Source organism: Motilimonas pumila (assembly GCF_003596335.1).
Lineage (GTDB): Bacteria > Pseudomonadota > Gammaproteobacteria > Enterobacterales > CBDFNC01 > Motilimonas > Motilimonas pumila.
This window is the reverse complement of record NZ_QZCH01000020.1, coordinates 1-21,519: the sequence shown is the minus strand read 5'-3', so window position 1 is coordinate 21,519 and position 21,519 is coordinate 1. Positions and strand designations below refer to the sequence as shown.

Annotated in this window: 16 protein-coding genes and 2 pseudogenes; 8 read left to right on the top strand and 10 right to left on the bottom strand. The window is 44.1% G+C overall.

Annotation, left to right across the window (positions count from 1 at the left end; genetic code table 11):
- The first annotated feature begins 751 nt into the window (after positions 1 to 751).
- Complete coding sequence (locus tag D1Z90_RS14440; protein WP_119911491.1) at positions 752 to 2,236, top strand: metallophosphoesterase family protein; 1,485 nt, start codon at positions 752 to 754, stop codon at positions 2,234 to 2,236.
- 88 nt (positions 2,237 to 2,324) lie between these two features.
- Here the strand turns inward: D1Z90_RS14440 and D1Z90_RS14435 are convergent, their stop codons facing one another.
- From D1Z90_RS14435 to D1Z90_RS14415, 5 genes are all read right to left on the bottom strand, one after another.
- Entirely contained in the window at positions 2,325 to 3,767 is a 1,443-nt protein-coding gene (locus D1Z90_RS14435; protein ID WP_119911490.1) for a DUF1254 domain-containing protein, read from the bottom strand.
- Between the two features lie 108 nt (positions 3,768 to 3,875).
- Positions 3,876 to 4,502 (bottom strand): Crp/Fnr family transcriptional regulator, encoded by a 627-nt coding sequence (locus D1Z90_RS14430; RefSeq protein WP_119911489.1) that lies wholly within the window; start codon positions 4,500 to 4,502, stop codon positions 3,876 to 3,878.
- Positions 4,503 to 4,713: 211 nt separating this feature from the next.
- Positions 4,714 to 5,940 carry a dipeptidase gene (locus D1Z90_RS14425; protein WP_119911488.1) on the bottom strand — a complete coding sequence of 409 codons (1,227 nt, stop codon included), beginning with the start codon at positions 5,938 to 5,940 and terminating at the stop codon, positions 4,714 to 4,716.
- A 366-nt stretch (positions 5,941 to 6,306) separates the two neighbouring features.
- The gene (locus tag D1Z90_RS14420) at positions 6,307 to 7,380 is read right to left on the bottom strand and encodes a DUF1254 domain-containing protein (protein ID WP_119911487.1); all 1,074 of its coding nucleotides are present in this window, start codon (positions 7,378 to 7,380) and stop codon (positions 6,307 to 6,309) included.
- Positions 7,381 to 7,473: 93 nt separating this feature from the next.
- On the bottom strand, positions 7,474 to 8,535 hold the full coding sequence (locus D1Z90_RS14415; protein ID WP_119911486.1) for a DUF1254 domain-containing protein: 1,062 nt from the start codon (positions 8,533 to 8,535) through the stop codon (positions 7,474 to 7,476).
- Between the two features lie 400 nt (positions 8,536 to 8,935).
- Here D1Z90_RS14415 and D1Z90_RS14410 point away from each other — a divergent pair, with 400 nt between their 5' ends.
- The 7 genes from D1Z90_RS14410 to D1Z90_RS14380 are packed head-to-tail and all read left to right on the top strand — an operon-like array spanning position 8,936 to position 15,517.
- Complete coding sequence (locus D1Z90_RS14410) at positions 8,936 to 9,904, top strand: AAA family ATPase (RefSeq protein ID WP_119911485.1); 969 nt, start codon at positions 8,936 to 8,938, stop codon at positions 9,902 to 9,904.
- A gap of 14 nt (positions 9,905 to 9,918) precedes the next feature.
- On the top strand, positions 9,919 to 10,860 hold the full coding sequence (locus D1Z90_RS14405) for a DUF58 domain-containing protein (protein WP_119911484.1): 942 nt from the start codon (positions 9,919 to 9,921) through the stop codon (positions 10,858 to 10,860).
- 11 nt (positions 10,861 to 10,871) lie between these two features.
- Entirely contained in the window at positions 10,872 to 11,411 is a 540-nt protein-coding gene (locus D1Z90_RS14400; protein ID WP_119911483.1) for a DUF4381 domain-containing protein, read from the top strand.
- Positions 11,404 to 12,429, top strand: coding sequence for a vWA domain-containing protein (locus tag D1Z90_RS14395; RefSeq protein WP_119911482.1), 1,026 nt, complete (start codon positions 11,404 to 11,406; stop codon positions 12,427 to 12,429). Before D1Z90_RS14400 ends, D1Z90_RS14395 begins: the two co-directional genes overlap by 8 nt.
- On the top strand, positions 12,422 to 13,402 hold the full coding sequence (locus tag D1Z90_RS14390) for a VWA domain-containing protein (protein WP_119911481.1): 981 nt from the start codon (positions 12,422 to 12,424) through the stop codon (positions 13,400 to 13,402). The genes D1Z90_RS14395 and D1Z90_RS14390 overlap by 8 nt, the downstream gene beginning before the upstream one ends.
- Positions 13,396 to 14,154: a hypothetical protein gene (locus D1Z90_RS14385; protein ID WP_119911480.1), complete on the top strand. Its 759-nt coding sequence runs from the start codon at positions 13,396 to 13,398 to the stop codon at positions 14,152 to 14,154. The genes D1Z90_RS14390 and D1Z90_RS14385 overlap by 7 nt, the downstream gene beginning before the upstream one ends.
- Positions 14,141 to 15,517 carry a BatD family protein gene (locus D1Z90_RS14380; protein ID WP_119911479.1) on the top strand — a complete coding sequence of 459 codons (1,377 nt, stop codon included), beginning with the start codon at positions 14,141 to 14,143 and terminating at the stop codon, positions 15,515 to 15,517. The genes D1Z90_RS14385 and D1Z90_RS14380 overlap by 14 nt, the downstream gene beginning before the upstream one ends.
- 255 nt (positions 15,518 to 15,772) lie before the next feature.
- Here the strand turns inward: D1Z90_RS14380 and D1Z90_RS22085 are convergent.
- The 5 genes and pseudogenes from D1Z90_RS22085 to D1Z90_RS14360 form a co-directional block, all read right to left on the bottom strand.
- Positions 15,773 to 16,045: pseudogene (locus D1Z90_RS22085) on the bottom strand (transposase); the annotation flags it as partial.
- Positions 16,046 to 16,147: 102 nt separating this feature from the next.
- A complete protein-coding gene (locus tag D1Z90_RS14375) occupies positions 16,148 to 17,095 on the bottom strand; it encodes a helix-turn-helix transcriptional regulator (RefSeq protein WP_119911478.1) in 948 nt (315 codons plus the stop codon).
- Positions 17,096 to 17,192: 97 nt separating this feature from the next.
- Positions 17,193 to 17,426 (bottom strand): annotated as a pseudogene (locus tag D1Z90_RS22080) (IS3 family transposase); the annotation flags it as partial.
- Between the two features lie 310 nt (positions 17,427 to 17,736).
- Complete coding sequence (locus D1Z90_RS14365; RefSeq protein ID WP_119911476.1) at positions 17,737 to 19,500, bottom strand: hypothetical protein; 1,764 nt, start codon at positions 19,498 to 19,500, stop codon at positions 17,737 to 17,739.
- Between the two features lie 11 nt (positions 19,501 to 19,511).
- The gene (locus tag D1Z90_RS14360; RefSeq protein WP_119911475.1) at positions 19,512 to 21,326 is read right to left on the bottom strand and encodes a DUF8225 domain-containing protein; all 1,815 of its coding nucleotides are present in this window, start codon (positions 21,324 to 21,326) and stop codon (positions 19,512 to 19,514) included.
- Positions 21,327 to 21,519 lie beyond the last annotated feature (193 nt).

Below are 21,519 nucleotides of genomic sequence, written 5' to 3'. Positions count from 1 at the left end.
GTTGATTATCAACGTTTTTTTGTCTGGGTACTTTGGCTCAATCAAAATAGGATTGACTGAGACAATGTACTTATTCAAATCGCCATCTGGCACTTACTATACGTGTCTTTGCGTACCTAAAGCGTTAATAGTCAAAGGCTTCCATTTTTGACATCAAAACGTCGTTATTAACAAAAGAGTGTCATATTGCGAATTACCGCAATGTTTTGATTGTGGAGAAATTACACCCTGTCGTTCACAGTACTCTCAATAATGCCTCTCTTGAGTATTTCAATATTCAGATTTCCGAAGCTATCGATGAAGTAAGAACCTGTTTTGATTCAACAAGCTTTGAGTGAATTCATTCAATTGAAGAAATTAAAAAGCACTAACCATCTTTCACTGTCGCAACTAGAGAAGCGTTGCCACTACTTTATTGCAAAGATGGTAATAAATACGCTTAAAGAGATCAGTACAAGTCTTGCTGCTCATAAGTATGTTGATGAGTTGCTTCGAGATGGTCGAAAATGTTGATGAATTTAATGAGTTCTTCAACTGCGTCGGTGTTCTTCGCGTTCGCTGTACTAGTACAGCTGCGGACTGGTCTGTTTACGAATGAGGCGTAAATACTTTACAGGAGAACTCACAAAATTGTGGCCAATCTTTGTTGACCACAACACTTCAAAGACTGTGGCCCACAGAGAGAGAAAACGTCCTATCATTATTTCTAAGGTTATGACAGACGCCTAATCTAATCAAAAAGGGAGGTGTTATGGACGATAAATGGTTACCTTTGACTGCCAATAAGTGGAGTCTTGTAGTGCACGAAGTATCAAAAACAAGTGCGCTACTATGGTTTGGAACTCTCTATCATAATCTGCGTATGCCAAGAAAAGTAAGCATCATAGTTTCAAGTGATGTCGACAACATGACCAAAACGCTCACGATAAATAAGGCAGACTGGGAGCGACCGTTTAAGGGTATTACTAGTCAACGTTTCTACAAAGAAACAGAAGTGGTTAATCTCTCCCCTGGGCACAGATATTGGGTTAAAGTTATCGAGCATTTTCGTAATGACGTTACTGAACAAGACCAGGATCTCGTCTTGGCCAGAGGGAGTTTCTGGACACTCCCTACTGATGTAAACAGCTTAGAGGAGGGCTTTACCGTATCACTGGGAAGCTGTTTTTATGAAGAATATGATGGGGGTCAAGTAAGTACAAGCTATCAAGCTTTGATGTCTAACGATAAAGTGCCAGCACGCCCTCACATCACATTCTTAACTGGTGATCAAGTCTACCTCGACATAGGACTCGATTCTTTGAGCCCAAGACCCAAAGAAGTAAGAGACCGAGTCGCAGATGATTACGCAAAGCAATGGCAAGGTCTTCGAAATGTCCTCTCCCATGGCGGAACTTGGTTTATCGCAGACGATCACGAATATTGGAATAACTACCCATTTGTTGAAGGTTGGTCTCCATTTATTCAGGCTCTAAGGATCCCAAAAATTAAAAAAGCGTGGAAAAGTACTGCGCGGGATGGACTTGTGCATGTGCAACGAGTGCAACCGGTGAGGACTTTCGACATTGGCAAGGACGTTTCCTTTTGTGTTGCAGATCTTCGGAGCTATCGCGAGGAACAACGCATTCTCCCACCCTCTGACATAAAGAAAATTTGCAGCTGGATAAAACAGTTACGCTCCCCTGGAGTACTTGTACTTTCGCAACCCGTTATTGAACCTAAAGGCGCTGAATCTGATCGTAATTTCGTTTCCTACACTAAGGATTACAGTAAGGTTGTGCGAGCAATTCAAGATGCACCACATGATATATTGGTGCTAAGTGGTGATATTCACTACGGTCGTATTTGCAACGTGAAATTTAAAGGCCGTAAGAACCGTCTGTATGAAGTGGTTTCCTCTCCCATGTCTAACTTAAGTGGCATCAGCAGCATTGCTGTTGCTAAGGCCGAAGAGAAAGACCGCCTAGAGTATTTTCCCTCTATCGACATTGATGGTGTCGCTAAGGTCAAGGTCGATTATGGTAACCCTTGGTCCATTAGCACCGAATACAAAGTATTTGATTTCAGGTATTTGTTCGAGCGGACAAAAGAGCATTTTATGACACTGCGCTTCAATCAATCCGATTTAGGTGAGTTAAAAGTGGAGATAAGAGCATGGCTCTGCCGGGAGAATAATTCCACTAATGGCCTACCCCTAGAAGAGTGGGAGAAACCGATTCAACTGTCTTTGAAATAAAAAATGAGATGTATTAGTTACGACTAGATCTGACAGGCACCAAGCCTCAATATGGGCAACTGTCAGATCCGACCTGAATTAATACACCTTAGTGAATTCTTTCAATTGATGGTGGGATGAACTTAAACCATTCTTCACTTGGCCCATACATACGAAATAGTGAGAACCATTCCTCGCCTCGATTGAGTGGCATGCAGTTTTTCATTTGGTCCGTACAGTTTGCTGACCAATGAATATCAACAGAGCCATCTTCGTTGATCTCAAAATCGGTTTGGTTTGATGCAATACCAATTTGAGTGCCTGCACCTTTCAAATATGCCCCGGTCTCCATCGAATAGGTTAGGAACGAATAAAACTGCTTGGCTGGTACTGCAGAGGAATCCTCAATATGCACACGGTAGTCGTGATCGCCAGACAACGGGCGTCCTTCACTATCAAGCACACCTTTGATGTAAGTGGTCGACTTTGATTCGGCTAACGATGCAGGAGGTGCAAAGTAATAGGTGAATGTGGTGCCGCGACCTGAATAATCATTCCAATTGTCACTTTCGTAAGTGGCATGGGTCGTCATCATTTCTTGGTTTACCGGAATGGTCCATTGTGATGCCTCTCCCCACAAACCAGGGGCGTAATAAGTGAAGTCGTGCTTCATTTCGTCTTGCAGTTCCACTATCGCGCTTTCTAATATTGCTCTTTCTGAGGCACTGGGCTCAAATGATTGGCCTTTCTCAATGCCAATCATTTTCATCATGCCATAGAAGCCTTTTTCATCGGCTTTAATTTTTTCTTCTTGAATGGCTTTATTGGCTGATTCCCAAAACGACATATCCCACTTGATGTGGCCGTCATATTGCACATCATCAAGAGTGACAAATTCGGTTTGTAACTCGGAACCGAGCGGGTAAATTTTCATGCTTTTTACATAGTCAGAATGAGCTTTCATGTCCTCACTTGACGTGGACTTTGTTAATGAACGAATCGATATGTAACCGCGATCAGTTGGCTGTTCAACAACGATATAGCCATCTGTTTCTCCTTGGTAGCCTTTTGGCACGATGAGGTATTTGCCACCTTCACCTTTGTCTTCACCACCTGGACCAACATCCATGATAGGTTTGTGCCAAGAGGTGAGGAAGGTACCAAAAAACGCATTGCTGTCAGTTGCGGGTGGAATTTCCACAACCACAGGCCCATCTGCAATATTGTGGTAAGTGTGAACGTATGGAGAATTGTTGTTGCCCGTTACCATAGCCGCTTCAGACGTCATTGGTCGCTCGTAAAAGTAAATCGTGTTGTTACGTTTGTCTTCATTACCAAAGGTGTCGAATGCAACTTGTGCCATACGCTCATACATCACTTGAGGCACGATCCAAGTGCCGGCTTCGAGAGCACGACGCTGAAAGCGTTTATCATCAATATTTTGAGTTGCGGGTTCCACCAAAGCTGAAGAAGCTGAGGTTGAGGCTACTGCGTTTACTGAAGCGATAGAAAATACTGTTGCAATAGAAATAGATAGAATAGTACGTTTCATGCAAAACCTTTAATGAGTGAGAGATTGAAACCATTGAAGCGGTTCGCCTCAACAACATGATGCTATCGTATTCGCTCACTCAACTTTGAATTTCGCACGGTGCGAAATCTAACGCATTATTTCTACTTTTTTATACATCTGCTTAATAACCCCTTGATTATCAAGTTCTTTCATTACTCTAGATACTTTATGTCTGCTGACACCCAGATACGATGCAAGGTCATCGTGTGAGACATGAATGATGGATTCGGAGCCGGATAGTTGTTTGAGCCGATGAGTCAGCCTTTCTCTGAGTGGGCGTGTTGCCATGCTATCGAATTTGTCATACATGATTCGTAACCTCGCCACGACCGAGTGGGCGACAAAACGATAGACTTCGTTTTCAAGTTCAATGTTTTTGAGAATATGTGAATGGCTAACACTGACGACCGTTAATGGCGAAAGAGCTTGTGTGCTATAGGGGAGGGCTTTGCCGTCAATAAAAGACGCGTCTCCGAACCAAAACCCCTCAGAGCACCTTTCTATGATGACGTAGTTTCCTTCCTTGTCGACATACGATACTTCAAGCTCACCGCTAATCGTAACGGCAAGTTTGTTCGGCGTGTCACCTTGGCGAAAGAGGAAGTCGCCTTCTTTGACATCAATGCTCGTGGCATGGCTTAAAGCGTGAAAGAGCAGAGGATATCTCTTTTTATCAATAATCGAGCTCAGCATCTCGGCCCTGTCACTCATCATAGCGTCGTAACCTTTAAGAATTGAATCATCACTGAGTCTAATCGACTTACCTTTGTCTTTCTAACACTCCCAATCAAGAGTTAAAAAAATGCGTCATGTTCAGTGGCAAACAAGCAGCTTGATGATCCTGCCATTTTTGATGATGGAGTAATAGAAACGCTCACATCAATATAGCGGTGAGCGTTATTTTAGGAGCTGGTATTAGTGCTTGTTATTTCCACGTTTGCTCATAAACTCGCATTAGGTTACCCCCAAATAGCTTGGCTAAATCCTCATTTGAATAGCCCATTTCCCACAAGCTATCTACCACACCTGCCATGTGTTTTGACAGCTCCGCACAGCCAGTAGAGCCTTTGTTAAAAGCGCTCACCATGTAACCGTTGTCTGCATACTTGTCTGGGTTGGCAATGGTAAAAGGCACAACTTTCGCAGTGGTCATCATATCATCGGTGGCGATACCCACATGATCTATGCCGGCTATTTGCACTGCACCATCAATCATCTCTGCAAATTGCTTAGGCGTAATATCTTCAGGCCAAACACCATCCATCATCCATTCGGTAGCGGTTACAGCAATTACCCCACCCATATCTGCAACGGTTTTTGCTTGCTCATCCGAAATCAGACGGTAACACGCAGCTAGACGAAAATCAGGGTCGCCTTTTTTCAGGTTCTTCTGCGCCATGCGCTTTTCTGTTTCCGTCAGTGTTTCATGTGGCTCACAATCATATGTAGAAGCGAGTGGTGAGTGAGAGTAGATGACAGGCACGCCTTTGTGATGCTTTTGCATGTAGTCCGTAATATCTTTGGTTGTGTGGTGAGAGGTGTGAGACAGGTCAACCGTAATGCCATGCTTAACCATCTCATCAAGTACTTCTTTACCAAAGTCTGTCAAACCACTGGTATCACCGTTGATCATTGAAATCACGCCAGAGCCTGTCAGTTCGGTTTCATTGTAAGTGAGTTGCATAGTTTTGACGCCATACTCAGCCATGACCGCCACGTTTGCGGCGTCACCTTCTAGCGGCATGGTCGTTTGACTGGCCCACATAATGGCGTATTCACCATTGTCATGGGCTTTTTGAAAATCATCGACATGCTTAACGTAACGAATCGGTGTTTTTGCTGCAGAAGACGCTTTGGTCCATTTTCTGTGCTCAAATTTGAACGCAAGTAGATTCGGCGTGTGGGGGGCGCCAAGGGTAACCGATGCACCAGTAATGCCACGCTCATGAGCCAAATCAATATAGTTCGCTACTTCAGAGTTTTTGCTAAACCCTGTGCCGCTGGGCGAAGCGTAGAAGTCGAGCACAATATTGTCAGCGACGAATTGTTTGGCTTCTTTAGACGCAAACTCGTGCCAATCTTTTGTCTCAATGGATGCGTGGGTGTTAAAGGTTGCTGCGGAGATTAACGTTGCGATAAGTAGCTTTTTCATTTGTTTACCCTCGAATTAGTTTACGAGTGTAAATATATCGGTTTGAATGGCCAAAAATGTGCAATTTACGACAATTTTAAACGGCGCACTGAATGGTTAAGGTTGTTGATTCTGTTTAAGCCATTGCAGTTTGTTCTGGTCAAACAAAACCTTCTATGCAAATGCAAATCATAAACTCAAATATCTCAGCCAATGCCTGTTAGCAAAAAAGTCACCGAAACCTTGTGAAGCCTATGTCTATAAAAGGACAGGGCGAGATTGAGTCGAATTCCAAGACCAACAATCTCGCCATTTTTTCGCTCATATTTAAAACCCGAGGTAATGAGGCTTCATTTATGATCTGTTACGTTTACGTCGTTATAATGATTACTGCTTAACCTCTTTGACGAAAGGCAAAATACGAAAACCATCCATCACGACTTTGCTTGGCGTGTAGTGGCGAATACCTAGATTAAACTTGCCAGTATCATTGCCATCCGTTGTTGTAATGTTATTTACAGCATCTTCACCACAACCAAAACTGAATGTTAATGTACCATCTTGATTATACTTTGCGGTCTCTGTAGAGATGTTAGCATGATCATTGAACATAAAACCTGCGCCGTTGTACACAGTAATTGACAAAAAGGCTTGGTTTTTAGGGTCTTCAAAGGTCGCTTGGTAACATTTAGAATTGTCAAAGTTTCCAGAGACTTCATAAATGTTATCTTGCAGTTGAGCACCACCCCAACCAATAGCTGCGCCTACTTCATATTTTTCTTGCACGAAAAGCTCTTTAGATTTATCCGCAGGATCTGTAAACATACCGACTAATGCATTTGCACCATCACGTTTTAGTATTGAAGGGACCTTAGACTTAAGCTCACGCTCTGTCTGTTCAAACGTTGCTCGGTCGTATGTTTGAGATGCTGAAAAAGGCACATTTGAACCGGCTTCAATGATCATCTTGTCCTGGATAGCATTCGCTTCTTCTACACTAAAACCAGCATCTAGACGAATAACAATGTTTACATGCTCACCTTCATGCGTGTTAAGTGAGTAGGTACCCGAACCATATTGCATTGCTTGAATCCTGTGCCCTTCAGTCACAACCATCATGGTCATGTATTTGCCTTCAGGAATTTCAGGCAAAGTAACGGTTGCGCCCTCAGAAACGTTTATCGTTGCGAATGAGTAGTAGGTGTCGCGATTCATGCGAACAATTTCTTGCCCTTCGGTTGGGGTTAGTACACGTTTATGGTTGAACTTATTAACACCCGCAATATCTTGGTGCTTCAAGAACTGACGCTCTGTCTCAACAACAGGGTACATTTTGGCTGTAACTTTGGTTCCACCTTCTACGAATAATTCTTTTTCAGTGTCAATCAAATCACTTGCAATTACAGTGGATGAAGAGAGAGCGCCAATGGTGATGATGGTAGCGATAATTGATTTATTCATTTGGAATCCTATTAAAATATGGTGCAAGACACTCGAAAGAAAACCTTGCTTAATTAACTGACGTAACCCCTTCGCTTGAAAGGGCTATAGCTGTTACTTGACTTCTTTTACTAGTGGTTCAAGACGCAAACCTTTAATCACTGCATTGCTAGGCATATAGTGGCGGATAACGATATTGAATGTGTCTGTCTTATTACCTTCTGCGATAGGTAGATTATTCGGAGCTTCTTCGCCACAACCTAGTGAGATAGTATAAGTGCCATCTTTATTTTGCTCTGCAACATCACCATTGATGTTAGCTAGATCGTTAAACATACGGCCGGTTGCATCGTAGACGGTGAAAGACCAGAAAGCGAGATCTTGAGGGTCTTCAAATGTTGCCTGATAACATTTTTTTTTATCGAACTGCTTAGTGAGTTCGTAGATGTTATCGTCGATCTGAGCACCACCCCAACCAAGAGCCGTACCCACTTCATATTTTTTTTGTACAAATAATTCTTTTGAGGCATCTTCAGGTGAAGTAAACATACCGTAAGTAAAACGAGTCGGATCTTCTTTCATTAGAGCTGGCGCCTGTTTTTTCAGGTTTAGCTCAGTCTCATAGAAAGATGCCTTATTAACTTGCTCAGCCTTGAAAGCTTTCGCTGATTTTGCATCAACAGACATACCATCTTGGATAGCATGAACCTGCTCAAGTGGCAGTGTTGCATCTGTTCGTACAATGATATAAACGTGACTGCCAGTGTGGGTAGACAAGTAATATGTACCAGAACCATACTTCATAGGTTGTGGTCGGTGATCTTCCGAGATAACTTGCATAGACATATAAGCACCCTCTGGAATCTCAGGAAGAGTGATCGTAGCGCCTTCGCTCACATCAACGATTACAACTGAATAATAAGTATCTCGGTTCATTCGAACCACTGGTTGGTTATCTGTCGGAGTCAAAACACGGTCATGTTTAAAGTTGTTAACACCTACCAACTCTTGCTTCAGTAACATTTGACGACTGGTTTCATGGATTGGATAGTTAGCTTCGGTTGTTAAAATACCGTCCTCAGCGAAAAACTTAGATACTTTTTCAACTTCTTCAGCCATAGCTGAAGAGGTGAAAATTGTTGCCGCAAGTATTGTAAGTGGAATTAACTTTTTCATTGTAGACCTCTAAATAAATCGAAGATGCTAAATTATTGCACAGTCCATTTGTCTGCTCTGAAACAGTTAATTCATTAACTGCTCAACTTACGAACAATGTTAACAACCCACTATGAATACACAAATGACAATGGCGTATAGTTGAAATGCACTAAAGTAATATCAAATACACACAATTATGCTTGAATAATATTGAACCAATGCATTAGCTTATTTATAGATCATACGAATCACATTTCCAATGGTGGGGTGTCTGCGATAAATATGCATCACCCTAGAGTCACTCATTTCCTACTACTGTTAGTGTAGGTGATCTTAAATAATTGCTTTTATTAGTAATGTTTTTCTGACCAAACCCATAAGCACGCTCTTAGTGGATAAATAGTCAATAGGTAAGCAAATGAATCCAACGTTAGAATCAATATCACAGCTAAAGCAACAGATGGAATCCTCAGTCATCGGCCAGCAACATATGGTGGACACATTACTGGTAGCACTGCTCACAAATGGCAATGTACTGCTTGAAGGTTTACCCGGAACTGCAAAAACTCGTTCCATTAAATCATTAGCTTCTGCCTTGCAGGTTGACCTTGGTCGTGTTCAATTTACCCCCGATCTTCTGCCTTCTGATGTGACGGGCACCGAGGTGTATCAAGACGTAGACGGCAAACCGACACTCACCTTTCAGCCGGGTCCGGTTTTCAATAACCTACTACTGGCTGATGAGATCAACCGCTCCCCTGCAAAAGTACAAGCAGCTTTATTGGAAGCCATGGAAGAAAGACAAATCACTGTGGCAGGTAAAACCTACCAGCTGCCTGACTTGTTTATGGTTTTAGCAACTCAAAATCCTGTAGAGCAAGAAGGAACTTACCCACTGCCAGAAGCGCAAATGGACAGATTTATCATGAAAATAAATCTCGATTACCCAGACGCCGATGCCGAAGAGCAGATCATCAAGATGGTGCGTAGTGAGGAAAAACCGACGACAGAAAAACCGACACCGATCGACCCTCAATGCATTTTTGACGCTCGTGAACAACTGCGAGAGGTTCATTGTAGTGATGCAGTTCTTAAATACATTGTGGCGATCATTGTGGCCACAAGACAACCTGAACTGTATCCCGACTCACCCCTTTCGCAGTGGATAGGTGTCGGTTCAAGCCCCCGAGCCACGATTGCACTAGACAAGTGCTCAAGAGCGATGGCTTGGCTAAACGGCAAAGATTTTGTCGACCCAGATGATGTTCGTAAAGTCGTTCATGGTGTGCTGCGTCATCGTCTAATTCTGTCTTACGACGCGCTTGCAGAAGGCATCAGTTCAGACTGTGTTATTGATGAGATTTTGTCTCAGGTAGCAGTCGCATAATACGAGAGGTCACCATGGAGACAAAACCAACACTTGATCCCGATATCTACACGGATCTAAAGGCATTACGACGTTTGAAATACAAAGCGCATGGTTTTGATTTTCTGCCGGCTCAGCCAATCAACAGTGCATTAACAGGTCGCCATGTGTCCAAACTTCGTGGACGTGGATTGAACTTCGAAGAGATGCGTCACTATCAGATCGGTGATGATATTCGTACCATGGACTGGAAAGTGACGATGAGAACGGGCAAGCCACACGTCAAGATATTCTCTGAAGAGCGCGAACGTAATGTTTATGTACTGGTCGATCAACGAACCAGTATGTTCTTTGGCAGTACCGGCCGAATGAAGTCAGTGGTTGCCGCTGAAATAGCTGCTTTGATCGCTTGGAAAGTTGTAGACAGCACCGATCGTATTGGTGCTATTGTCTATAACGACCGCAATGCCCTGCCTATTTCACCGCAGCGCAGCGCCAATCACGTACTCAAAATACTCAATGAGATAGCGATTAAAAACCATCAACTCAAAGCAGGCAAAGCCGAAGAGTCACAGTCTAACTCCTTCGCCAAGCTATTCCATCAAGCTCAAAGGTTAGTTAAGCATGATGGTCTGGTGATCTTGATTACCGACGGCTATGGCTACAACGAGCGCAGTGAAGAGCAGATAAAAGCGCTGTGTCAGCACAACGATGTGGTGTTGTGTCATGTCACCGACCGACTAGAACATGACCTCGCCACACTCAATAAGATGGTGCTCAGTGACGGTCAGTTGCAGTTATCTATATCAGGCCAAGAAGCCCAGTTACGCGATGCGTTCGCAAAAGATGTAAACCAAGCCATCGATAATTTTACGGCGGTGGCGAAGAAGTATCGAATCCCTGTATTGCCATTTAACACCTTAGATCCAACCGATGTTCAGCTTAGAAAAGCACTCGGTGCAAGTCAAACCAACTGAGAATACAGATTATGACGACGAATACAGGGCTTGCGCCTTTACAGCCTGAGAATGTAAATCCGTTAATGGCTTCACTGTCTGAGCCTTCTTTGCCAGACAGTATCTCGTGGATGCCGAATGCACCAGGCTGGTACTGTCTGCTATTTTTGCTGTTTTGCTTGCTGTTGCATCGTATTTATCTGAGAGTTCAGACATATATTGCCAACACCTACCGACGCGCAGCCCTGGTAGAGCTCGAACAGCTCTCTTTAGAATCTCTCACTGGTGAGAGAGCCTCTCTCGAAAGACTGCCGCAGCTATTACGAAGAACAGCACTCTACGCTTATCCTCGTGCGGAGATTGCCCCATTAACGGGCATAGATTGGGAAAAATGGTTAGATCAACATTGCACTAAGCGTCCATTTTCATCTGGGTTCTCCAAATCTGAACTCTCAGGCGTACTCGCTCAGCTCGCCTATTCTCCAGCAGCGTCATTAACGGAAGAAAAAAGAAAAGCCATCATGGAAAACGTTGCACTTTGGATAAAACATCACGAGGTGTCACATGATTGAATTTGACTACCCGATTGTTTTTGTATTGCTCTGTATGCCCTTTGCTGTGTATTGGTTATTACCGGCTTACAAAGAGTCAAAAAGCGCGATTCAAGTGCCTTTCTTTAATCGCCTTATTGCCGTCTCGTCACAAGAGCCGTCTGAAGCTGCAGTGAAGATAAAACGCCGCAAAGTTCAATGGTTACTGGTTGTCATCAGTTACCTTGCCTTAGTGGTCGCGATTGCCAAACCCATGTGGGTGGGCGACCCAATCGAACAAAAGAAATCTGCGAGAGAAATTATGGTGGCACTTGATCTTTCAGGCTCCATGTCAGAAGAAGACTTTACGGATAAACAAGGCAACAAACACGACCGCTTAACCATCGCTAAGCAAGTATTGCATGAGTTTGCTGCACAGCGAAAACACGACCGTTTAGGACTAATCTTATTCGCAGATTCAGCGTATGTTCAAGCGCCATTTACCGAAGACATTAACGTTTGGCAATCGCTGCTGGAGGACGTTGAGCTTGGTTACGCTGGATTTCAAACCGCTTTTGGTGATGCTATTGGCTTATCAATCGCGGTGTTTGAACAAGAGCAGAGCCGCCAGAGAGTCATGATTCTATTGACCGACGGTGATGATACAAGTTCGAAAATGCCCCCCATAAAAGCAGCTGAAATCGCGGCTAAACATGGCGTTAAGATTTATACCATTGCCATTGGTGACCCTAGCACAAAAGGTCGCTACAAAATGGATCTTCCAACGTTAGAGAAAGTATCAGCAGCAACCGGCGGGCAAATGTTTCATGCCATGGATCGAAAGCAACTCGAACAAGCTTACGCGGCAATCGATAAACTTGAGCAACAAGAATTTGAACTGTTGTCCCACCGCCCTAAACATAGCTTGCACCACTACGCGTTTGGCGTGTGCCTGGTGAGTAACCTATTCGCGGCCTTCATTGTGTTTGGTGCTAATTTACGTCGCCAAAGAGCAATAAAACAGATCATTCGCCGAAGAGAGGAGCTGACCAATGACTGATTTAACTACATTGCTTGGTGGCGATATTGCCCAGTTTCATTTCATGCGTCCATTGTGGCTATTGGCACTGATTCCATTCGTTCTGTTTTATCGAGCACTCGTTCAACAAGACGATTTAGCTGCCCAATGGCAACCAGTGATGTCCAAAAACATGGTCGAGCACCTGACTCTAAACCAACATCGCGCACGGATAGTGTCTCCCAATCGATTGTTTTTGGTGTTTGCCGTTCTTGCGACACTCATTATGGCGGGGCCAACGTGGCAGCAACAAGCTTCACCATTTTTTGAAGATAATTCAGAACTAGTGATCGCTTTAGATGTTTCTGAATCCATGAATAGCACAGATATTCAGCCATCACGATTAGAGCGTGCTAAACAGAAGATCAACCAACTTGTTGAAATGCGCGGCGATGCAAAAACAGGATTAGTGGTCTACGGCGGCAGTGCGCATGTGGCAATGCCCGTCACCAAAGACAGAGCGTTAACGCGATACTTCCTTGATGTATTAGATGGCAGCTTGCTGCCAGATAATGAAAGTAAACCAGCGTCAGTATTAAAGCCGACGTTACAGCTACTTTCGCGATCAAAAGCACCATCCACCGTTTTGATCCTAACGGATAAAACCAGCGCTGAAGCGATAGAAAACTTCGCTACCGAGTTTGAACAGCAGCAACACCAAGTGATCGTTTGGGCGATAGGAGAAAACCCGCAAAGTGGCGGCAATAGCACAGAAGGTTTATCAGACACTCAACTAGCGTCACTGTCACAACTGGCGAATGCAGGTCACGGTAAAATGATCCGCTTCACTCATGACGCTAGTGATGTAGAAAGCGTTTATCAAGGCATTAAAAACAACTTATTTGCCGTCAGCGACACTGCTCTCCCTTGGTTAGATTCGGGCTACTGGTTGCTATTCTTGTTGCTGCCAGTCCAATTAATGTGGTTTAGAAAAGGGTGGACACTTCAATGGTAGTGGATGAAATGAAAGCCGATGAAAAAGTCGACAGTAAATTCGTTACGAACACGATGACACTTTCCTCTTCAACTGCAAAAAAATCGAATCGTTTACGCTGGTTTGCCAGACTGAAGACAACGCATCTTTTGCTTTTGATCGCAGTAGGGAACTTGGTTTGGGTGGGAGCAGATAAACACGCATTTTTGGATTTTTGGCTATCCAACGATCAGCATGCGTATGTTGAATTCAAGCGAGGCAACTATGCAAAAAGTGCCGCTCTATTCGATGACACCACGTGGAAAGGATACAGTCGTTACCTGTCTGGTGATTTCCTCGGCGCTATCGACCAACTCAGCTCGCACCTAAGCCCGAAAACAAGTGAGCAATCTAAGATACAGATAAATGAACAAAAGCAACCGATTGACCTCACCAAATTGATCGTCGCCAACAGCTACGCTCATACCACTCAATTTGAAAAAGCCACGACGCTTTATAATGAGCTATTAAATAGTGATGCATTGGCAGAACAGGCAAGAAATAACTTAGCCGTTGTTGCAGCCGCCATCAAAAAAATAGAGGAAGCACCACCGGCCAAGCAAGATGCAGAAAAGGTCATTGATGATAGAAAGTTGGTCGACGACGAACCAGAAAAAGAGACTCAGAAAGCACTCTTTATCTCTGACCAAATTTGGTTAAAACAAGTTAGACAAGATCCATCTAAGTTTCTAAGGCAAAAATTTCAGCAGGAATACAGCAATGAGCAGAAATAGAGCGTTAAACCCAGTGTTCACCCTTCTGAAATGTTGGTTTTCTATCTTAGCTGCGATGATGGTGTTCGTCTCAATGCCTGCTAGTGCCAGCAACCTAGATCAGCTTATCAGTGATGAAGAGTTGAAGCTCAGCGTGGAAATAAAGACCCAAGATGTCGCAATCAAGCAGCAAGTTGTCCTTGAGGTTGAAGTGCTGAGTAGCCGCACTTTTAGAGATGAACTGGTATTACCTTATGTGGATATTCTCAATGCGGTCGTCAAGAAAAGTGAGCAGAAAGTTGCTCGCTCAGTAAAAACGGTCGAAGGAAAAAAGTGGTTTACGCAGAAATCTCACTATTATTTGTACCCGATGCAAGAAGGTGAGTTTACCGTTCCTGAGCTGAGTATTCCCGTTAGCATTGAGTTAGGCGATGATAAGAGCAGTGAAGGGGTTATTCAATCACAACCCATCGACTTTACGGCTAACATGCCCGTGAGCAACGTTGAAACAGACGCTTTAATTGTTAGTCCAAGTGCTGAGTTTTCAATATCAACCGATCGTCCACTGACCGACGAGTTTGAAGTTGGCCATGCTATCACGGCGACTTATGCGTTGAGCGTGGCAAACTCACACATGATGTTGCTTCCCGAGATCAGCATTCCAGAGATTTCTGGTGTTGAGCTGTATCGCAAACCTGCCGTCAAAGAAAACGTACTTAATCGCCTGAGTAAGAGCAACACTGCGACTCTCAAACAACAAGTGACGTTAATCCTGCAAGAAGAAGGGAAAGTCGTCTTACCAAAACAGACCGTGACATGGTGGAACACAAAGACCAATCAATTGGAATTACTGACGGTAGAGGCACAAACAATACAAGTCGGTGATGCTAAATTTCTCGACTCACTGAGTGCAGCATTGGGCTTTAGCAACGGGGTTAAAACGGTAACTAGCGTATTGAAAAAACATTGGTACTATTTCGTCATCGCCGCCATTTTCATTGCCGCAATTACCCGTCTGATCGTCAATCACTCTGCTGATTTGAAACGATATTTTGTTGCACGGCAACAGTTGAAAACCAAGAGAATCAGTATTCAATACTACCAGAATATTGAAAAAAAACAGTACAACAAAGCCGTGCAAGATATCTATGTTATTGTGGGCCAAAGACACTTTTCAAAAGGCTCGCTCCAATTGCATTTAAACTCCGAGCCAAACGACATCTGGAAGAGGTTATTGAAGCTTGGTTACTCAAAAGAGGCTGAGTGCTCGGATTCAGACGCGTGCTCAGTGTCAATGGCAGAAGCCAAAACGTTGTTAAAAGCTATCAATGACGCGCCTAAAACTCGTCGTTCACCGTTCAGGTTTAGTTGGAGTTTGAACTAAACTTTTGCGCCTCTTTACTGAGTTTCTTTGTCATTTTCCGACTTCAAAGGCTCTGCTTAAATAACGTCTTTACTCGACGATAAAGGCTCAGCGTTTCTGCCGTAACGACCTTAGCAGGTCGTTTTATCCGTCATAATTGGCAGAACGGCTTATTCTTATTACCGAACACAGCGGCGTTGTTGAGCAAATAATTTTTGGTCAGGCAAAGGCTTAGAGCGCTCAAGCTTTATGCCGCTTCCTTTCTTTCAGGCATACCTACCAGATAACTTTGTTTATCGCTTTTACATTCGCCGACACTTTGCTAGCCTGGCCGTTGTAGCATCGAAGTGATAGCTTTCTGCGCCGCCATTGCATCATTTCTCGGATGTCCTTTCTTCCCCAGAATACTGCATTTTCTCTCGGGGGAATAAGTCGCGTAATCCCTTTATGTTTCAGTACTGCATAACAGGCTGTGGTGTCATAAGCGCCATCCGCAGACAACTCAGCAGTCTTCTGTAACGCTTTGACTTCCTTAAGTAGTCGCTTGAGCTCATCCCGCTCATCACCTGAAAGCTCAGAGCCTTTAAGTTGAGCTTCGACTCTTTTCCTTCCACTTGTAGAAGACGGTGGTTGTAACGGCGCAGTGAATGGTTAAGGTTGTTGATTCTGTTTAAGCCATTGCAGCGGCGTTGTGCTCTCCGATTTTCTAAAGGCTCGAATAAATTGCGATGTGTCAGCATAGCCAAGGTGCTCTGCCACATCAGCAATGGAGGCATTGCGATCAACTAAAACGCGTTTTGCAAAAGCGATGTTTAATGACTCTTTAATTTCTCTAAAGGTATTACCCTCAGCCTGTAAATATCGTTGAATCGTGCGCTCATTGACCTCAATGATTTGGCTTAGCTGTTCAATCGAGAGGCTCTCTCTGCCTATATAGCCTTCAAGCACGGCGGAGATTTGGTCCGAATAATTGCGCTGCTTGCGATCAAATATCATGGGGTAAGTGCCATTGAGGCATGATTCAAGCTTAGCTGTCTGCTGGTAGAAAAGAGCGGTGCACTGCTGGCCCAAGAACTGAGGAGTTTGGCTGTCGATGTTGAGTTGCTCAAGTTCAGAGGCGTGAGGGTGCTTTAAGTGGTATTTAATCGGTGCGTCTAAATGGGCGTCTATCCTTTTGCAGTAACAATGTGTAATAACTAACAAGTAGAGCTCAGTAAAACATAGAGAGGTTTTTTTTTGCTGTGTCTCAAGTTCTACAGAGCAAGCATTAGCGCGTTTATTTAAGGTAATTGAATGGACAGGTATAAGCTCTACAAGGTGTTTTAATAAAGGTGTTTTTTGGCCATTGCTAGGCAGAATTTGCGTAATGAATTTTTCCCCAGCCCGCTGTATAAGTGGGATGAATGTTGCGCAGGGCAACTTATCATACGCCTCTTCAAGTAACTTGGAGAAGGCTGCAAATGAAGTGAACTGAGCTGAACTGGTTTCTAAGTAAATAGGCACGCGGGCAGTTTTCACCAATGGCCACACATCGTTTACTTCACTTTTGAGAGACTCAATCAAAGTAATGACTGCGTATTTATGGATCAGAGGGATCAACTCACATTCTCCTACCGCTAGTTTTATAGCGCTTATCGAGACCAGGTAAGTGTCAGTTTAATGCTCGCGTTGAACTCTTTGGTAAGGCCTGAAATTACTAGACACTTTCTATATTCTCAAAATACTGTGGTTCAAAGTCAACAAGAGACATTCGGCCATTGTTTGTATGTCGACGCTTCGGATTGTAGAACATTTCGATACAGTGGAACATCGCTTGCTTAGCCTCATCCCTCGTTTTGTATTTCGTTTTGCGTACTTTTTCTTTCGTTAAGTTACTAAAGAAGTTTTCTGCCACTGCGTTATCCCAACAATTTCCCCTGCGGCTCATACTGGGTTTATATCCAATTCCGCCAGCAGTTTTCAACGTTACGGCTGAAGTAATAGGTACCCTGATCTGTAGGTTGGACAATTAATGTAGGCTAGGGCAGGAGCTAGCTTCTTAAACGAATATGCGCTACTAGTTTCCAACACTTTCGAGTTCGTAGCCTAAAACGCTCAGGCCTTTCTTCAGAGCTCATCAGATGCTTAAGTACTGTGGCTTTCTGACTTAAAAAGTGAGGGAAATTTAAATCAGCTTTTTAAGATATTAAGAATAAAAATGGCAACGTTCTGATGAAACCGTTGCCGTTTTAGTTTTCTAGTTATTTCCAAGGTTGTGCAGGTTGGTCTGGACCCGATGCCCATTTGTAGCAACCGCCGCCAGATTGTTTACCGCCATCGCCGCAACTATTTAGATCATAACATTGTTGCTTGCTCAGCTTCCCTTGAGGTGCCGACACCCAAGAAAAATTGCCGTAATTTTCCATCCAGTAGCAGCTCAAACTGGGCAGCGAGTTCGCCAAACTAAATACAAATGAATAGTCGCTGGCGTAAGACTTACCTAGTTCCTCTTCGGCCTTTTGAGCCACACTGGCAGAGGCATGGCAAGACAAACAGTTAAAACCCTGAGCATAGGTCTCTAGCATGGTGTTTGCCACGGGGGTTTCACTCAAGGTTGGCGTTATACCACTGATAGATAGCGGCGTAACTGGTGGATTCCCTGGAGGTGAGTTGTCGTTAACCGCCGCAGAAGACCAGAGGGTATTCACTAGTTGGTAGTTAGTGAAAACAGAGTCGGCGTTGGCAACTGCAATCAGAGCTTGAGCGGCGGCATTAATCGAGGCCACTTTATTGTCTGTGGTATCCTTGATCTTGAATAAACGTGACACTTGGATAGGGTAGGGAGCACAGTCTTTCGTATTATCCAGATAAAATGCGGGTGACACATTAACGTCACAACTGGTTTTAGTTACCGGCATATTATTCACTGTTTTCGCTGTGCACTGGGATGGCACGTTCATCTCCGTACAGCTTTCAGAATAAAAGTTATAATCCTTCAAATTTTTAGCAGTTGCTAGATCAGCGTTGTCTGGCGCATTCATTTTGTGCTCAAAAGTTGCCCAAACCCATTGCGGTTGAGAAGCGGTCTTATGGATAATGTGCAATCCTACCAAAGCGAGTGTTTTATCACTGCACGTTTGTGTTGTTTCATCGTAGATAGATGCTGTTGTCAGTTTGTAATCTGTCTTCCAGTTGCCCGCGTCAGGGTTTTCCAATTCCAACCAAGCGGCTTTTAGTTCTAGTCCTCCCAGAGTGATATTATCTGAAGGTTTCACCCCGACTCCCAGAGGCATAGCGATGTTTTTGTGAGCTTTAATCATATCCACCTGACCATTGGTGTTGTAAAGCTCATTATCTACGATGAAATCGTACTGGTCTTTGCTGAACAAGATCTCGTAATACACCAGGTTACCGCGTTTGTCTGCCAGCCAGTTTGGGTTATCACTGGGGAATGCCTGAGCTAAATCGCCGGACATATTGAAGGTAGCATCACTTCCCTTGGAGAAACTGACCTTACGTGAAGAGCTCATGATGCGGTAGGCTTTTTCATCGCTAGCGCAACTTTCTGGGGCCGGTCCATCTCCCCAAGGAGATGATTGCGCACCAAAGGGCTTGGGTTTTGCGCCGTCAGGTAAAAATACAGCATCAGAGTTGGCGTATGTCTCCCACGTTGATACTGGTTGCGTTTTACCATTACCCGGTTTGCCAAAGTCTGTGTCCTTAGCGCTGGAGCTGGGTTGTCCGGGAATAGTGGTATCGGCTGGCCAGTTGAGGCCAATGAAGACCTGCCAGGCAAAACAATTCACGCCATTTTGTGAGGTGATACTGGTGTCACCTGGCACAAAGTCAGATACGGATGGCGGGTTTAAACAGGCAAATGAAGGCATTGACTTTTGTGTTGATGATTCACCAGAAGATGCTGCGGTAGCCATGGAGGCAAACCAGCTGCTCATAACTGTTAATGCACAGACAGCAGCTTTTAAATTTCTCTTAGCTTTTACTTTATTTAGGCGCTTAATTTCCATGATTGGCCCTCCTATGCATTGATGTAGATTAAGCCTGGCATGGGCTGGTGTGAGTCTGTCGATGCGGGGTTGATGAGCGCGAGTCCTCGAAGTCCGGTTTTCGCGGAGGCTAAGACTTTCACTGTGATGTAAAAGTTGAAATAGCCGCCTTGACTGCCAGAGCCACCGCCTACAGGTGTACCGTCAGATGTCAGCACTTTATTGACTACAACACTTATGTTGGGGTCAATCGTAGTTCCATCACCTTCATATACTTCGATGGTTGCTGTATCGACATTATCTGAGTCACTGATATAGAAGGCTTGCAAAAGCACATCAGAATAGGTCTGGTTTGCGTTCATGGTGACAGGCAATGACACAAATGGAGGGTTGGGATTGACGTTAGTCATGGCTTTGTAAACTGCGTTACCAATGAGTAAAGCTGGATAGCCATTCGGCTCACCGGTTTGTTGTCCCACAGCAGGCAGCGGTGTTTGCGGCTCTGCATCACCCGCTGGCACTGCCGTAGCGGCAATACCTACTTTGAAAGTATCGGCAATTTGTCCCGCATATTTGATGGGGAGGGGTTGTTGACTTGGGCCGTCGCTACCGCCTTCCACTAAGGTCCCGATGGTCACATCTTCTAAAGTGTGGCCTTGTGGTGCTTCAAATCGCATGTGCAGTATCTGATCATAGGTTTGGCCATCTTCGCCGGCCCGGCGACCACGTACCACATTAAACCAGTCGTCAACGGTGGTGCCTTTGGGGAACGTATAGTTACTAAAGTCTGGTGACTGTAAATACAATCCAAGTGGGTTAGTCAGCATAATTTTGACGCCAACGTTTTTAATCACTTGGTTCACCTGCTGGCCAATGTGGGGATCACTGTTGCGATAGGGGCGTCCAAAACTGCCCGCACAGACGAGACTTTGCATGTTGTAGTTTTCAGGTGCTAGGACCCTAAGTAGAGTTGCTTGGGAAGCCAGCAAGATTTCAGCGCCAATGGTATTCGGCGGACTAGTCAGGTGAATGGCTCCGCCACCATCTTTTGTAGCAGTCGTGCCGCTATTCCATTTGTTAAGTGGATTATAAGCTGGGGCTCTCGTGAAGGGGTCGTTAACAACATCACCGTTTTCATCGGTGAGCTGTAAATCTTCTACTTTGATGATGTTACCAGTGTTGAGTAAATCGTTATACAGTTCGGCCACTTTTTGCGGTGACACTTTCCAAAGGGTGTACCAGTATTCAGGGTTTTCGCAGGTGTAGTTGATTTGAGTAATTTGGCCCTTGTCGTTTCTCACTACAGACCATTCACAATATTCATCTAACCAGCCTCTTGGTCCAAGTGGATCGTAACCCTTCCAGGAATCTGGGAGTTCGGTTGAATCACTGGTGACCTTTCCCCAAGACATTTGTGGGCAAGTGTTACTGGGAATTTTGAAGGGAAGCCCATTATTGGTTGGATACTTGGGCAATTTACCTGAGTAATCCACATCACCAAAATCAGCTAGATGAAACACTTCTTCATCTGTCATGTTGTAGGGGCTTTTCTCATCGGCTGAAAAATAGATTTTTAAGCGGTTTGGAAAGGCTGTCCAAAACACTGATTCAACGACATTGATGGCAAGTGGAAATTGAATTTCCGCCCTATTTGCATACCAGTCACAAGGCGCCTGATAGGTTGCGGTCCATGGGTTGCTTACAATAGCGGCTTGGTTAGCAGCATTCAAACCCGTGTTCCACAATTCATTCAGTTTACTTTGTAGTATGGGATCATTAGGAAAGTCTTTTACTAATGCAGGAGTCAGATATTTATTGGAAGAGTCCGCGTTGTCATTTTTACCCACAGTTAATAACCTTTTTATTAATATGGCTAATAGTCATGTAAGCTTGGTCGTTATTTCGCCAGTTTTCCAATAATTCTTTTCTATTCATTAGCACTCTCACCGTAAACTTCGCCCGATGTTCTGGTCTAATTCAATTGGACACTTAATTTTGAGACAATATCGTCAATAGATTAAGGAAATGATATGAGCCTGA

Coding starts and splice junctions, on each gene's coding strand:
- D1Z90_RS14440 (WP_119911491.1), top strand. CDS start 752: ATGGACGATAAATGGTTACCTTTGACTGCCAATAAGTGGAGTCTTGTA.
- D1Z90_RS14435 (WP_119911490.1), bottom strand. CDS start 3,767: ATGAAACGTACTATTCTATCTATTTCTATTGCAACAGTATTTTCTATC.
- D1Z90_RS14430 (WP_119911489.1), bottom strand. CDS start 4,502: ATGATGAGTGACAGGGCCGAGATGCTGAGCTCGATTATTGATAAAAAG.
- D1Z90_RS14425 (WP_119911488.1), bottom strand. CDS start 5,940: ATGAAAAAGCTACTTATCGCAACGTTAATCTCCGCAGCAACCTTTAAC.
- D1Z90_RS14420 (WP_119911487.1), bottom strand. CDS start 7,380: ATGAATAAATCAATTATCGCTACCATCATCACCATTGGCGCTCTCTCT.
- D1Z90_RS14415 (WP_119911486.1), bottom strand. CDS start 8,535: ATGAAAAAGTTAATTCCACTTACAATACTTGCGGCAACAATTTTCACC.
- D1Z90_RS14410 (WP_119911485.1), top strand. CDS start 8,936: ATGAATCCAACGTTAGAATCAATATCACAGCTAAAGCAACAGATGGAA.
- D1Z90_RS14405 (WP_119911484.1), top strand. CDS start 9,919: ATGGAGACAAAACCAACACTTGATCCCGATATCTACACGGATCTAAAG.
- D1Z90_RS14400 (WP_119911483.1), top strand. CDS start 10,872: ATGACGACGAATACAGGGCTTGCGCCTTTACAGCCTGAGAATGTAAAT.
- D1Z90_RS14395 (WP_119911482.1), top strand. CDS start 11,404: ATGATTGAATTTGACTACCCGATTGTTTTTGTATTGCTCTGTATGCCC.
- D1Z90_RS14390 (WP_119911481.1), top strand. CDS start 12,422: ATGACTGATTTAACTACATTGCTTGGTGGCGATATTGCCCAGTTTCAT.
- D1Z90_RS14385 (WP_119911480.1), top strand. CDS start 13,396: ATGGTAGTGGATGAAATGAAAGCCGATGAAAAAGTCGACAGTAAATTC.
- D1Z90_RS14380 (WP_119911479.1), top strand. CDS start 14,141: ATGAGCAGAAATAGAGCGTTAAACCCAGTGTTCACCCTTCTGAAATGT.
- D1Z90_RS14365 (WP_119911476.1), bottom strand. CDS start 19,500: ATGGAAATTAAGCGCCTAAATAAAGTAAAAGCTAAGAGAAATTTAAAA.